Origin of the sequence: Selenomonas ruminantium subsp. lactilytica TAM6421, from assembly GCF_000284095.1 — a bacterium.
In the GTDB taxonomy this organism is placed as follows: Bacteria; Bacillota; Negativicutes; order Selenomonadales; family Selenomonadaceae; genus Selenomonas_A; species Selenomonas_A lactilytica.
This window is the reverse complement of record NC_017076.1, coordinates 40721-53514: the sequence shown is the minus strand read 5'-3', so window position 1 is coordinate 53514 and position 12794 is coordinate 40721. Positions and strand designations below refer to the sequence as shown.

17 protein-coding genes are annotated in these 12794 nt (G+C 48.0%); 8 read left to right on the top strand and 9 right to left on the bottom strand.

Going from position 1 to position 12794, the window contains the following annotated elements:
- Positions 1-9 precede the first annotated feature (9 nt).
- From SELR_RS14750 to SELR_RS14720, 7 genes are all read left to right on the top strand, one after another.
- Positions 10-879 carry a LysR family transcriptional regulator gene (locus SELR_RS14750; protein ID WP_014430951.1) on the top strand — a complete coding sequence of 290 codons (870 nt, stop codon included), beginning with the start codon at positions 10-12 and terminating at the stop codon, positions 877-879.
- 100 nt (positions 880-979) lie between these two features.
- On the top strand, positions 980-1963 hold the full coding sequence (locus SELR_RS14745; RefSeq protein ID WP_014430950.1) for a YeiH family protein: 984 nt from the start codon (positions 980-982) through the stop codon (positions 1961-1963).
- A 139-nt stretch (positions 1964-2102) separates the two neighbouring features.
- On the top strand, positions 2103-2618 hold the full coding sequence (gene thpR, locus SELR_RS14740) for an RNA 2',3'-cyclic phosphodiesterase (RefSeq protein WP_014430949.1): 516 nt from the start codon (positions 2103-2105) through the stop codon (positions 2616-2618).
- A 13-nt stretch (positions 2619-2631) separates the two neighbouring features.
- Positions 2632-3021, top strand: coding sequence for a fluoride efflux transporter CrcB (gene crcB, locus SELR_RS14735; RefSeq protein WP_014430948.1), 390 nt, complete (start codon positions 2632-2634; stop codon positions 3019-3021).
- A gap of 15 nt (positions 3022-3036) precedes the next feature.
- Entirely contained in the window at positions 3037-4074 is a 1038-nt protein-coding gene (locus SELR_RS14730; protein ID WP_014430947.1) for a Gfo/Idh/MocA family oxidoreductase, read from the top strand.
- A gap of 27 nt (positions 4075-4101) precedes the next feature.
- Positions 4102-5253, top strand: coding sequence for a glycerate kinase family protein (locus SELR_RS14725; RefSeq protein WP_014430946.1), 1152 nt, complete (start codon positions 4102-4104; stop codon positions 5251-5253).
- Between the two features lie 5 nt (positions 5254-5258).
- Entirely contained in the window at positions 5259-5813 is a 555-nt protein-coding gene (locus SELR_RS14720; RefSeq protein ID WP_014430945.1) for a hypothetical protein, read from the top strand.
- A gap of 1 nt (position 5814) precedes the next feature.
- Here the strand turns inward: SELR_RS14720 and SELR_RS14715 are convergent, their stop codons facing one another.
- Positions 5815-6012 (bottom strand): hypothetical protein, encoded by a 198-nt coding sequence (locus SELR_RS14715; protein WP_102013506.1) that lies wholly within the window; start codon positions 6010-6012, stop codon positions 5815-5817.
- A 316-nt stretch (positions 6013-6328) separates the two neighbouring features.
- Between SELR_RS14715 and SELR_RS14710 the strand changes: the two genes are divergently transcribed.
- Positions 6329-8137, top strand: coding sequence for a GmrSD restriction endonuclease domain-containing protein (locus SELR_RS14710; protein ID WP_014430943.1), 1809 nt, complete (start codon positions 6329-6331; stop codon positions 8135-8137).
- Positions 8138-8277: 140 nt separating this feature from the next.
- Here SELR_RS14710 and SELR_RS14705 read toward each other — a convergent pair whose 3' ends face one another.
- From SELR_RS14705 to SELR_RS14670, 8 genes are all read right to left on the bottom strand, one after another.
- Entirely contained in the window at positions 8278-8748 is a 471-nt protein-coding gene (locus tag SELR_RS14705; RefSeq protein WP_014430942.1) for a nucleoside 2-deoxyribosyltransferase, read from the bottom strand.
- A 99-nt stretch (positions 8749-8847) separates the two neighbouring features.
- Positions 8848-9378, bottom strand: coding sequence for a hypothetical protein (locus tag SELR_RS14700; protein WP_014430941.1), 531 nt, complete (start codon positions 9376-9378; stop codon positions 8848-8850).
- A 50-nt stretch (positions 9379-9428) separates the two neighbouring features.
- Positions 9429-9827, bottom strand: coding sequence for a (deoxy)nucleoside triphosphate pyrophosphohydrolase (locus SELR_RS14695; RefSeq protein ID WP_014430940.1), 399 nt, complete (start codon positions 9825-9827; stop codon positions 9429-9431).
- Positions 9828-9932: 105 nt separating this feature from the next.
- Entirely contained in the window at positions 9933-10445 is a 513-nt protein-coding gene (locus SELR_RS14690; RefSeq protein ID WP_014430939.1) for an AAA family ATPase, read from the bottom strand.
- A 123-nt stretch (positions 10446-10568) separates the two neighbouring features.
- Entirely contained in the window at positions 10569-11225 is a 657-nt protein-coding gene (locus tag SELR_RS14685; protein ID WP_014430938.1) for a vWA domain-containing protein, read from the bottom strand.
- A 78-nt stretch (positions 11226-11303) separates the two neighbouring features.
- Entirely contained in the window at positions 11304-11534 is a 231-nt protein-coding gene (locus tag SELR_RS14680) for a hypothetical protein (protein WP_014430937.1), read from the bottom strand.
- Positions 11535-11563: 29 nt separating this feature from the next.
- The gene (locus SELR_RS14675) at positions 11564-11800 is read right to left on the bottom strand and encodes a hypothetical protein (protein ID WP_014430936.1); all 237 of its coding nucleotides are present in this window, start codon (positions 11798-11800) and stop codon (positions 11564-11566) included.
- Between the two features lie 60 nt (positions 11801-11860).
- The gene (locus tag SELR_RS14670; protein ID WP_014430935.1) at positions 11861-12784 is read right to left on the bottom strand and encodes an ADP-ribosylglycohydrolase family protein; all 924 of its coding nucleotides are present in this window, start codon (positions 12782-12784) and stop codon (positions 11861-11863) included.
- Positions 12785-12794 lie beyond the last annotated feature (10 nt).

The window sequence follows — 12794 nt, the reverse complement described above, 5'->3', positions numbered from 1 at the left end:
AGCCCTTCTATGACCTTACGCCATTTTCAGATTTTTCTTTGCGTTCATGACGAAGGCGGCATGACCCGGGCCGCCGAAAAACTGCATATTTCCCAGCCCTCGGTAAGTCAGGCTATCCGGGAACTAGAGGAACATTATGGAACAAGGCTTTTTGAGCGGCTGAGCAAGAGGCTGTTTTTGACCGCCGCAGGGGAGGAGCTTCTGCAATATGCCCGTCATATTGTAGGCCTTGTTGACCGGTCAGAATCTGCCATGCGGGATTTTGCCAAGGGCTCTCCTCTGCGGATTGGTGCTACCCTATCCGTGGGAGAAAGCGTATTTATCCCTTTGCTGGACAGGTTCCGCAAATCCTGCGGGCAACGGGTATTTTCTTACATTCACAATACGGCCACATTGGAAAAAGCCCTACTAAATGATGAATTGGATTTGGCATTAGTGGAAGGGAAAATACATTCCCCCTACTTAAGGGAAACACCCTTTATGGCCGATGAACTGGTATTTCTGACAGCCCCAGATAATCCCCTGCCCCGTACCATTGCCGACCTGGCCCAGCTGGATTTCATTACCCGTGAAGAAGGCAGCGGCACCCGGGAAATATTCATGCGGATAATGGCAGAAAAGGGCCTAACCTCCAACATTATCGGTACTTACAACAACTCCGAAAGCATCAAACAGGCAGTTATGGCGGGCTTCGGGGTAGCAGTTTTGTCCGAGCGGGTAGCCAGACAAGAGTTGGCATCTGGAAAACTGGTAACTTTTGCCATCCCCGGCATCTCCTTTACCCGAAGCTTTCGGATTGTCTGCCATATCAACAAATACCTTACTCCAGCTATGGAAAGATTTATGGCCCTCTGCAGAAATTTCGATGCAGAATCATAGGCAATAACCTATACAAATCATTAAATCATAGTATTTTACAATTTACCTAGCAAGTGCTAGGATGTTTCCGTAACGATATTCGAGGAGGCATCCTAATACAATGAAGAAAGAACACATCCGAGGTATTTTGCTGGCTTTGGTCATTGCCATACCAGCTTGGCTTTTAGGCAGACAGTTCCCCATTATCGGCGGGCCGGTATTTGGCATACTGCTGGGCATGATGTTGGCGGGGATAAAGCGGCCATCCTCTTTAGAGCCAGGCATCGCTTTTACAGGCAAGAAGATACTCCAATATGCCATCATCCTGCTGGGCTTTGAAATGAACCTCTTCCATGTGCTGGCTATTGGCAGCCAGTCCTTTTCCGTCATGATATTCACCCTGCTGACGGCCTTTGTGGTGGCCTTGGGCGTAGGCAAAATGCTGCATCTTGACCGCAATACCACTACTCTTATTGGTGCAGGCACTGCCATCTGTGGTGGCTCGGCCATTGCGGCTGTTGCACCGGTCATTGGTGCCAAGGACAAGGATATTGCCTTTTCCATCTCCACTATCTTTCTCTTCAATGTGCTGGCTGTATTTATCTTTCCCTTTTTGGGGCATCTGATGAATATGTCTGACCTGGGCTTTGGCATGTGGGCCGGTACAGCGGTAAACGATACATCTTCCGTTGTGGCAGCCGGATATTCCTATAGCGAAGAAGCTGGCGGGCTGGCCACCATCGTAAAGCTCACCCGGGCTCTGATGATTGTACCTGTCTGCCTGATTTTTGCCCTGCTGATGGTACGAGAAAAAGCCAACGCTGGTGCTGGATTTAACTTCCGGAAAATCTTCCCCTGGTTTATCCTTTGGTTTGTGGTGGCTTCCATCGTCAACACCACTGGCATTCTGCCCGAAACCCTCTCCCAGACGCTTGGCACCTGCGGCAAATTCGCTATTGTTATGGCCATGACAGCCATCGGCCTCAATACCAGATTGGGCGAACTTGTGAAACACGGGCTAAGGCCCATCTTCCTGGGACTCTGCTGCTGGGCAGCAGTAGCCTGCATGTCCCTGCTGGTGCAATATTTGATTGGCATAATATAGAAAACTACTTGAAGCTTCCCAAATACAATTCCTGCTATCCCCAAGTAGCAGGAATTTTTTTGTCTCCGTCCATACAATCGACGCCATCGTCCTATCATGATAGAATGATAATAGAAACAAAAAACAAGGAGTTTTCACCATGAGACTTTTTCTTGCCATATCCATTACTGGAGCCATGCAGGACTCTCTCCTGAACCTCCAGCAGCATTGGCGGGGCATCGGCGTGCGGGGATATTTCGTTCCTGCTGAAAACATGCACCTGACCCTTGCCTTTATCGGGGAATACGGCAATCCCGATGTCGTTATGGATGCCATATCCTCAGTATCTTTTACGCCCTTTACCATTCAGCTCGATGGGGCAGGAACCTTCCATGATACCCTTTGGACAGGAATATCCCCCAATGAGTCCCTTTCCGCCTGTGTACGCCAGCTCAGACGGGCTCTTGCCGAACAGGAAATCCCCTATGACCGCAAAAAATTCTCTCCCCATATCACCATGGTTCGAAGAGCTGAGATTATCGGCAGCATGGATAAGCTGCTACAGCAACTTCCGACAGACACCATGGATGTATCTGAAATCTCGCTCCTGCGTTCTGACCGTGGGAAAAACGGCATGATTTACACGAAAATCGGAAGCATTGTAGCTGAAGTATAATGGGAGGAATATCATGCAGCTATTTTACGTTTTCATCGGCGGCGGACTGGGTGCCATATGCCGTTATCTTGCCACATTGGCGATTGGTGCCAGATTTGGTCTTACGTTTCCTTTCGGTACCCTATTCGTCAACACATTGGGCAGTTTCCTTATGGCACTTGTGCTGGGATTCCTGCTCCCTTTGGCAAAATCCACACATATGCTGCCTGAATCCCTTCGCCTCTTGCTAACGGTTGGGTTCTTAGGCGGATTTACAACCTTTTCATCTTTCAGCATGGAAACCTTAACCCTTATCCGCGGTGGCAGTCTGTTTCTTGCCTTTGCCAATATGGGAACAAACATCTTGTTGGGGCTGGGAGCTGCCCTTATCGGCTTTTATATCGCTTCATCCGTACAGGGATAGATTTGGAGGTTACCTATGAATAAAAAGCAGGAACTCGTAATCGGCTATATCGGCAACGGCAAAAGCACCAACCGCTATCATCTGCCCTTTGCCCTGAACAGGCCGGGAAAAATCAAAGTCAAGACCGTTTACCAGCGGACTTTGGGCAAAGGCGGCTGGGCTCCTTTTGACGGCATCATGTATACGGATAATCTAAATGAAATGCTCGCTGACCAGGAAATCCAGGCCGTGATTATCTGCACTCCCGTAGATGGCCATAAATCTTTAGTGGAGCAGGTACTAAATGCTGGGAAACATTGCGTAGTGGAAAAGCCCTTTGCCCTGAGCCTTGCAGATGCGGAAGAAATGTTCCGTTTGGCTGAGGAAAAAGGGCTTACCTTGGAATGCTACCAAAACCGCCGTTTCGACAGTGATTTCCTTACCACTCAGCAGGTTATCGAATCCGGCAAGCTGGGCGAACTTTTCGAAATCAATATGCATTATGACTACTACCGCCCCCATGTGCCGGAAGGAGAAAATTCCTATCGAAAAGACCATGCCTTTCTATACACCCATGCCTGCCATACGGTAGACCAGGTGCTTTCCTATTTCGGCAGTCCCGAAGATATTCATAGCGATGTACGGCAGCTCCTGGGGCCAGGCCGCATGAACGACTATTTTGATTTTGCCTTTTTCTACGACGGACTGAAGGTCTCGGTAAAGTCCAGCTATTTCCGGGCCAAGCCCCGCCCCAGCTTTGCCGTATACGGCACAAGGGGCGTATTCATCAAGGAAACCGAAGACCGGCAGGAAGCGGATTTGAAGAAGTTTTACCTGCCAGCCGGACATGATGATTTTGGCCTGGACAGCCCGGAACATTACGGGACTTTGACTTACTACGACGAGGAAGGTCTCTATCACGAAGAAAAAGTTCCCACCGTAAAAGGTGACTATGCACGCTATTATGATGCCCTGTATGAAACAATCATCAACGGAGCACCACCTCTGGTAACGAAAGAGCAAACCTTGGAGCAGATGAGGATTCTGGAAAAGGCAGGGGAAAATCTTGCCTGATAAGATTGCCGGAAAGGAAGAGTTATTTTGAACATCGTAATTGCCATTGATTCCTTCAAAGGGAGCCTAAGTTCCTTAGAGGCTGGAGAAGCTGCCGCCACAGGTATTCTCCGTGCCTGCCCTGGGGGCAATATAAAAATCCTGCCTTTGGCCGATGGCGGCGAGGGAACGGTTGAAGCCCTTACCATTGGCATGGGAGGCGAACTGCAAACGGTAAAAGTAACAGGCCCTTTAGACGAGCCAATAATTGCCCAATATGGCATTCTCGCCACTGAAAAAACCGCCATCATGGAAATGGCGGCCGCTGCCGGAATTACCCTGGTGCCGAAGGGAAAACGCAATCCCCTCTACACCACTACCTACGGAGTTGGTGAGATGCTGCTGGATGCCATCCGCAAGGGCTGCCGTCACTTTATTATCGGCATCGGCGGCAGTGCCACCAACGACGGCGGGCTGGGTATGCTGCAGGCCTTAGGATACAAAATGCTGGACGACATGGGGAATCCTGTCTCCCATAATGCCCTTGCGTTGGAAAAACTGGCCGCTATTGATGACAGCGATGTCCTGCCGGAAATTAAAGATTGTACCTTCCGTATCGCCTGTGATGTCACCAATCCCCTTTGCGGACCGGAAGGATGCAGTGCTGTCTTCGGGCCACAAAAGGGTGCTCCCCCCAATATGATTTCCCAAATGGATAGATGGCTAACGCGTTATGCAGAGCTTGCCCAGGCAAAATACCCCCATGCCAATCCTGACGCTCCCGGAGCCGGAGCTGCCGGTGGCCTTGGTTTTGCCTTCCTGACCTTCACCAACGCCAAATTAGAATCCGGCATCCATATCGTCATGACGGAAACAAAGCTGGAAGACCATATTGCCCATGCCGACATTGTTGTCACAGGCGAAGGGCAGCTTGACGGTCAGACCGTCATGGGCAAAGCTCCCATCGGCGTAGCCCAAATTGCCAAAAGCCACGCCAAACCGGTCATAGCTTTCTCCGGCTGCGTGGCACCGGATGCAAGAATATGCAACGAACACGGCATAGACGCCTATTTCCCCATCCTGCGGCAGGTTACTACACTGCAGGATGCCATGGAACCGGGCACTGCCCGCCAAAACCTGACCGATACGGCTGAGCAGGTTTTCCGGCTTCTAAAAATCAAATCCCATCCTGAAAGGTGATTCCCATGAAAACCAATCTGCAAGAAATCGAAAATGCAACCCTCTCCCTGCTGACCTCTCCTCCCCCTACTCCTGCCAGTACCCTTGCGGAACTTTACGGCCGGATTCCCAACCCCGACAAAATGACCTGGTTCAAAAAGTGCTGCGAATATATGGATGTGGAGGATTTTTCTCTGTACCTAAAAAAATCCTGGTTGGACGAAGAAGACCCCAACCAGGATAAAAATGTGAGCCGGGAAGAAATTGTCGCATACTTCCGCAAGGCCACAAAACTAATGACACCAGACGAGCAGGCCTACTTCGACAGCCTCCCCACTTCCATAACCGTATACCGCGGTGTAAGCCCCAACCGGGCATTCTATGGACTGTCATGGACAGCAGACAAGGAAAAGGCCAGCTGGTTCAAAGGCCGCTACGAAAAAGATGGGCAGCAGGGCAAGCTGCTCAAAGCAACCATCGACAAAAAACACGCCATCTGTTACATCGACGAACTTCACGAAAAGGAACTCGTAGTCGATGTGTTCAAAATCAAAGAATCCATCGAACAGATAGTGCCTTAGCTTAGAAAATCTGCCCCGGCAGCACCATTCTTTCCTTATGGGGAAAGGCTTTGTCAAAATCCTCTGCCTCAGCTTCATCCACGAAATACCCTTTCGGGGTGACATACTCACCGGTAATGCCGTTAAGAAAACCGGGTATCAGCTCCCTGCACAGGAAGAAGGATGCATCTCCATGATGGCGTAAGGGGTCCCCGACCACCAATCCAGCTGACCATCCCCCTCTATAAGCCTATCATAAATTTCCTTTGATTTCAGCGTTTCTGCGACGCTCCATCATACACCAGTTTTGTCCGCTCATCGAACAATACCCACAAGATTTTGTCAAACGTCTTGAGTTGCTCCTTCATTACATCTCTGCATAAAAAACAGATTTTTCAGTAAATAGTAGTCTCTTTTGGTATACATTCTAAAATATCAGCAGGATTTAATCGCTTCTGCCTCGAAATTAGCTTTTAGTCGTCAAGTTATACCTGTAGTGTGGATTCCCCCCCACATATAGAATTGAGGAACAACCAATGAGCAAATATAATGTAAATCAATATTCTGTAAATACCCTATTGGGCTTCATTGAAGGAGGCAACATCGCCATTCCTGAAATCCAACGTCCTTTTGTCTGGAAGGCCAGCAAAGTGCGTGACCTGATAGATTCTCTATACAACGGCTACCCCACCGGTTACATCATAATCTGGCAAAACGGAAACGTGAAGCTTAAGGATGGCTCCAGTTCCGTAGGAAAGAAAATCCTCATCGATGGACAGCAACGTATCACAGCACTCATGGCAGCCATAGCCGGACAGAACATACTAACTGAAAATTACGAAGAAAAACCCATCCGCATTGCCTTCAACCCCATTGCAGGTGAGGATGAAGAACGGTTTGCCGTACATACCCCCGTCCACATTAAGAGTCCCATGTGGATTGCAGATATTTCCGAAGTATTCAAGCCAGAATTCGACAGCTATGGCTTTATTGAAGAATTCACGGCGAAGAACCCCTCCGTCTCGAAAAGTGAAGTCAATAAAGCAATCCTGAAACTACTCGGTATACAGAATTGCCAAATCGGAGCCATTGAGCTTATACCACAACTGGATATTAGTGAAGTAACAGAAATCTTCGTGCGCATCAATTCCCAGGGGAAGCGGCTCAATGAAGCTGATTTCGCCATGTCTAAAATTGCTGCTGACGAAGGCTATGGTGGCAACCTACTCCGCAAAGCCATCGATTATTTCTGCCACCTCGCCGTAGAACCAGCATTCTACAGCAAACTGAAAACCGTGGATGCTGAGTTCATGCAGTCTCCCTACGGTGCCAAGATGAAATGGCTTAAGGACGATTACGATGACATCTACGACCCGGAATATAATGATATGCTGCGTGTTTCCTTCATGCACCAGTTCAATCGTGGCAAACTGGGTGACTTGGTGAGTCTTCTCTCCGGCAGGGATTTCAAGGACCGCTCCTTTAAGGAGGAAATCGCAGAGAACAGCTTTAAGAAGCTGGCGAACGGCATACTGAATTTCATGAGCGAATACAACTTCAAGCAATTTGTACTAGCCATCAAGTCTGCCGGTTTCATCTCTTCCAAGCTAATAAACTCAATGATGACACTAGATTTTGCATATACCCTTTTCCTCATCCTGCAGAACGGTGACGAAGTGGCAAAGACCGAAATCAAGCGATACATTCAGAAATGGTTCGTACTCTCAGTCCTGACCGGGCGCTATATTTCCTCTCCAGAATCTCAGATGGACAGGGACTTGCGCGGTATCAAGGACAAGGGCTTTTTAATATTCTTCAAGGAAAATGAAGAATCTATGCTCTCTGATACCTTCTGGAACGTACGCCTCGTGCAGAGTATGGAGACTTCCTCCATCAGCAGCCCTTATTTCAATACTTACTTAGCAGCGCAAGTTTTCTTCGGTGATCATTCCTTGTTGTCCACCACCTCCAAAGTGGAGCACCTTATTACTGTAGCCGGGGATGTTCATCACATCTTCCCCAAGGAGTATCTGAAGCAAAACGGTTATAACGACAAATCACTTTATAACCAAGTGGCGAACTATACCTATCTCGATACCACGGTCAACATTGCCGTGGGCAAAAAGGCCCCAAACGATTATTTCAATCAAGCACTGTCACAATGTGGTACTGACAAGCTCACCTGCGGTACAATTGCAGAGGAATCCGTTTTCTGGGAAAATCTGGATGCCAACTGTATCCCCCATAGAATTACCACAATGACCTCATCTGATTACCCTGAATTTTTGAAGGAACGCCGTGCGTTGATGGCCAAGAAGATACGTGATTATTATGAGAAACTGTGAGTTACCATAAACAGGCTCAGACATACCTGCTCATCCCCAGCATACCCCATTAATACAAAAAGGCCTCGTAGTCGCTCATTTTATAAGGCTTCGAGGCCTTTCTATGCATTGCTCTTCGGAAAACTTCATATTTCATTTGTCTATTCACTTATATCCGTCTGCACCGGCACTTCCAATCCGCTCTGCTTATATACTTTAACACACGTAAGCGCCTCATCAAGTCCTCTCGCCCATGCCAATATCTCATTTTCATCAGCATATCTGTGGATGTGGAACCGTTCATTCCCCGATAGCATAGCCGAGAGCTGCGTCTCCTGGGGACGATAGAAAATATGTACTTCCTTGCCATGCGCCTCAGCATAAGCCAGTTCATAGCCTACGCCTAATGACACCTGTGTACATTCTGCTACCACAATGTCACATTCCCGCAACCAAGCTGTATCCTGTTCATATATGGCTTTATCACCTTTGTCTTCCACCGTAGACAAACTAAGGTCGCCCACATGCTCAGTAAGCACCTGGTGTCTCTCCTTTAAAACCGCTATAACCTTGCGGTAGAGCTCTACGTCCTGCCGCCCCCCACGGATGGAGCCTGCAAAATACACCTTCATATTATGAGCCTCATTTCTTCTTCAAATCCAGCAGCACCTCATCGACAGATTAACACAGCAAACACTCCACATTGTAATAACAATGCCACTTTGGCGTAATCAGTGACGCCTCGATGCAAACCTACCACCAGCCTGCACCATAACCCGCTCTATAATTTCTTTGACGGAAGTGCGGCGTTGATGCTTTAGTGACTGTTCCATCAAAAATAGCACGTGTTCATTAGACACATGACACATGTACTGCTGTTTTCCCATACCCTTGCGATTGAAAGCACTATTCTGTGTCCAATGCTCTGCCAGCCACGACTTACACGTACGCATATCGAGTGGCACATCGAAGTCAACGTAGTCTACATCCACGCGATAGCCATCATTATCCCAATCCACATCCGTCTTAGCATCTTTCAGCGCCCGCGGCTGCTGTGATTCATAACAATCAGAAGTGGCTATTCCTACCGCCTGAATAGCTGTGCTAGCATGATGGATGATGAAATCACCCTTACGTATCTCCGTCATGATTTTATATCCTTGATTCTCACAACCTCTTTTATCACGTTGTGGCGACCATACATAGCCACCGTCATGTTCATGCTGGTACGTCTGATTTTGATATACATAAAATATGGACATTTAGTTATCACCTCTAAAAATATATCGCTGACTATAACGCCAGTAATTCGTCATGAATGATAATCCAATCTCTTCGCAACTTTCTCCACTAGCTCCACATCTGCCGGCAACCACTGTAAAGTTTGGATACTCTTCTTATCTAACCACATAACTTCATCATGTTCTAAGAGCTTAAATTCTCCTTCTTTTACCTTTGCCCAGAAGCAGTGCATCTTGAGGTGAAAGTTGGGGTAATCATACTCAACGATTCCGATCTTTTCACCGACTTCAATCATCGTTTCCATTTCTTCTTGAATTTCGCGCACAATCGCTTCCTCAAGCGATTCTCCAGGCTCAACTTTTCCCCCTGGAAATTCCCAACCGCCCTTAAATTCACCATAGCCCCGCTGTGCAGCCAATACCTTGCCATCTTTATATATTGCAGCGGCAACGACTTCTATACTTTTCATCAACTCGTATCTCCATCGCCTAAAACTTAAACTTCTAATAAAGCAGCTTATTTCAACACCACATCACGGATGGAGCCAGCAAAATATACCTTCATTGCCCGCACCTCACTTCATCTTCAAGTCCAGCAGTACCTTGTCTGTCTCCCAAGGAGATATGACCGTATAGCTAATCCCAGCCCCCTCCAGAACTACCTTGATTTCCTCGTCCTTCATCTTTGCCCGTTCCAGATTGGTCTCCTTGCGCCCATCGATGCTGATAAACTCGTCATTGCGCCGCAGAAGGTATTCCACATTGTCAAACTTGGCATGTTCATGCATCACCAGCTGATCAAATAGCTCATCCGGCGTGTTGTTGTAGATGATATTCAACGGTAGGGACGAATCACAGACCGCATACTCTACGCCATACCGTTCCAGCGTCTTCAGCCGATGTACCTGCTCGGCAAAAAGGTATAGCTGGTCTTCTACTATGTCTGTGGCGTTCTGATACCACAGCCACTTAGCGTATTCACCTACCAATTCCGTCTTATGCCCCTTGCGCTTCAGCTTCGAAAATATGTCAGCGGCGATGGTACTCTTGCCAATGCCAGCGCCGCCATAAAAATTCAGTACCTTCAATGTAAATCTCCCGTTCGTTCCTATAATTTTCAATATCCATTATACACCAGAGAGGGGCTGTTCTCTAGCAAAACCGAACAAAAAGACTGCCCAGCCATCTGCCGAGCAGCCTCATAGTCGCTTTTATTTTCTGCCGCCACGCCGCTTTACATCCTCATCAATCTTACGCATCCAACAAGGTGCCAGTGGCTCAGAGAAGTTACGCACATGGTGGATAGCTTCCTCTAGTACTTCATAGTTGAGAGCCGTCCCTTCCGCATCACACTGGTAGGTAGCCGCCCTGTCAGCATGGATGCCGATATTCCCTGCAGCTGCTATGGCATCCATATTGGCCCCCAGGAACAGAAACTCCCAACCGTACTTCTCCTTCTGCCGCTCCACCATCTTCTTGACCTTCTTGTAAGTATACCGCCGACTGGCATTTTCCATGCCATCGGTGGTGATGATGAACAGCGTCTTCTCCGGCCTATCCTCATCACGAGCATACTTGTGAATGTTACCGATATGGTGAATAGCACCACCTACGGCATCCAGCAGTGCCGTGCAACCACGGACAAAGTAGGTATCTTCCGTCAGCTTTGCTACCTTTTCCATCGGCACCCTGTCGTGGATGACATCGCAGGTATCATCAAACAACACTGTGGAAACAATAGCCTCTCCTGGCTCCTTCCGCTGCTTCTTGATGAGTGAGTTGAAGCCGCCGATGGTATCAGCCTCCAAGCCGCTCATGGAGCCACTCCTATCCAGAATAAACACGATTTCTGTTAATCCTTTCTTCATTGAAAACGCCCCCTTATCTTTGATAGTTTTATTCTACCTAAGACAAGGGGGCCTTTGGTCGCCTGTCATGCGACATTATCATAGATCTGCCAACCAATCTGAAAAATCTTCTGCTAATTTCAATTCTTTATTGTCTCCGTAGTCAATATCCTCACACCTGCAAACTTCATCTGTTTCATTATCGCAGGCCTTTTCGTATAATGTGTTGAGTTCTTCCTCCCCCATGGCTAAGATGTCATCCTTCGTCAGACCGAATTTTTCATACACATATATCGCCAATTCTTTATAGAACTCACCCTTTTGACACATCCAGCGCCATCCCTTCTATAAAAAGTTCCTTAACTGCCTTTTGAATTCCTATTCTCATTGCATTCATCTTCACACAATGTAGACAGGCGTGACCGAAAAACATCAATAGCCAGCCCAAACATTATATCCATATTCATATGGAACGAATCGCTGTTATCTGCCTCGTAAGCCGCTCTAGCCTCTGACCTATGTGCTTCAATATCTTCCAGCGCCTGCTCGATAACATCAGCCAACATATCCCGTGTTACATTATCTGATAGGTTCATGGTTCCCTCCTGCTCGGTCGTCCCCTCCTCCAGCGCCTTGAAAACTTCACCACATCACACCTAAGGGTTGTTGCGGAGATATTCATTCATGCCGGTAAGCATCGTGTGAAATGCTCCGCGATCACCATTGATGTTGCTTATATACTTTCTCCACCGCCGTAGCACATCCTTCAGCGGCTCATCCAGATAGGAATATGCCTTATCCTTAATCCAGTCAGGAATACCGTAGGCAGCTTCAGCAATGCTACCGGTGATTGCCGCCAGCGTGTCGCTGTCACCACCAAGGGATATGGCATTGCGTATAGCGTCCTCAAAGTCCGTGCTTTCCAGAAATGCTATTATGGCCTGAGGCACGGTGTCCTGACAGGTTTCGTTAAACTGGTAGCCAGGGCGAATATCATCCAGAGTACGAGACAAATCGTAACCATACTCCTTCTCGATATGCTCCTTGACAAGTCTTTTGCATTCTTCCGGATTATCATTGATGGGCTTTCCATAATCAAGGTAATAGCCACCAAAGTTAAAGCGGTTCATGAATATTGCATCGGCAGTTGCCATGGCTCCCTTAATACCCTCTGGATGATTATGCGTAACCTCCGCAGATAACCTTGCTCCGGCTCTGCCATTTGATGGCCACATTCCCGTTCTGGCACAAAAGCCGCAGTCCATCCCCCAGGCACAGGGAGCCACCCGCATGGCTGAGCCATTGCCAAAACTGTTATACGGCTCACGGTTGTCTGAGAACAGCCATGCCCCAAACCTGCCACCATAGCCAGCATCAGGGTACATCCTGCCATATTTCTTCATGGCATCGATAAAGTCATCCTTCTCCCCACCGTTCATGATAGCCTCAGCCACGGCACAGGTCATGACCGTATCATCCGTGAAGAAGCAGTCATCCCGGAACAACGGAAAATCTTTTGTCTTGATATTGTTCCACTCGTAAACAGAACCTACAATGTCACCAACAATTGCTCCCAGCATAGCAATCACT

What these genes read in the sequence shown, in the direction of transcription:
- SELR_RS14750 (WP_014430951.1), top strand. Translation starts at nt 10, where the DNA reads ATGACCTTACGCCATTTTCAGATTTTTCTTTGCGTTCATGACGAAGGC.
- SELR_RS14745 (WP_014430950.1), top strand. Translation starts at nt 980, where the DNA reads ATGAAGAAAGAACACATCCGAGGTATTTTGCTGGCTTTGGTCATTGCC.
- thpR (WP_014430949.1), top strand. Translation starts at nt 2,103, where the DNA reads ATGAGACTTTTTCTTGCCATATCCATTACTGGAGCCATGCAGGACTCT.
- crcB (WP_014430948.1), top strand. Translation starts at nt 2,632, where the DNA reads ATGCAGCTATTTTACGTTTTCATCGGCGGCGGACTGGGTGCCATATGC.
- SELR_RS14730 (WP_014430947.1), top strand. Translation starts at nt 3,037, where the DNA reads ATGAATAAAAAGCAGGAACTCGTAATCGGCTATATCGGCAACGGCAAA.
- SELR_RS14720 (WP_014430945.1), top strand. Translation starts at nt 5,259, where the DNA reads ATGAAAACCAATCTGCAAGAAATCGAAAATGCAACCCTCTCCCTGCTG.
- SELR_RS14710 (WP_014430943.1), top strand. Translation starts at nt 6,329, where the DNA reads ATGAGCAAATATAATGTAAATCAATATTCTGTAAATACCCTATTGGGC.
- SELR_RS14705 (WP_014430942.1), bottom strand. Translation starts at nt 8,748, where the DNA reads ATGAAGGTGTATTTTGCAGGCTCCATCCGTGGGGGGCGGCAGGACGTA.
- SELR_RS14700 (WP_014430941.1), bottom strand. Translation starts at nt 9,378, where the DNA reads ATGTCCATATTTTATGTATATCAAAATCAGACGTACCAGCATGAACAT.
- SELR_RS14695 (WP_014430940.1), bottom strand. Translation starts at nt 9,827, where the DNA reads ATGAAAAGTATAGAAGTCGTTGCCGCTGCAATATATAAAGATGGCAAG.
- SELR_RS14685 (WP_014430938.1), bottom strand. Translation starts at nt 11,225, where the DNA reads ATGAAGAAAGGATTAACAGAAATCGTGTTTATTCTGGATAGGAGTGGC.
- SELR_RS14680 (WP_014430937.1), bottom strand. Translation starts at nt 11,534, where the DNA reads ATGTGTCAAAAGGGTGAGTTCTATAAAGAATTGGCGATATATGTGTAT.
- SELR_RS14675 (WP_014430936.1), bottom strand. Translation starts at nt 11,800, where the DNA reads ATGAACCTATCAGATAATGTAACACGGGATATGTTGGCTGATGTTATC.
- SELR_RS14670 (WP_014430935.1), bottom strand. Translation starts at nt 12,784, where the DNA reads ATGCTGGGAGCAATTGTTGGTGACATTGTAGGTTCTGTTTACGAGTGG.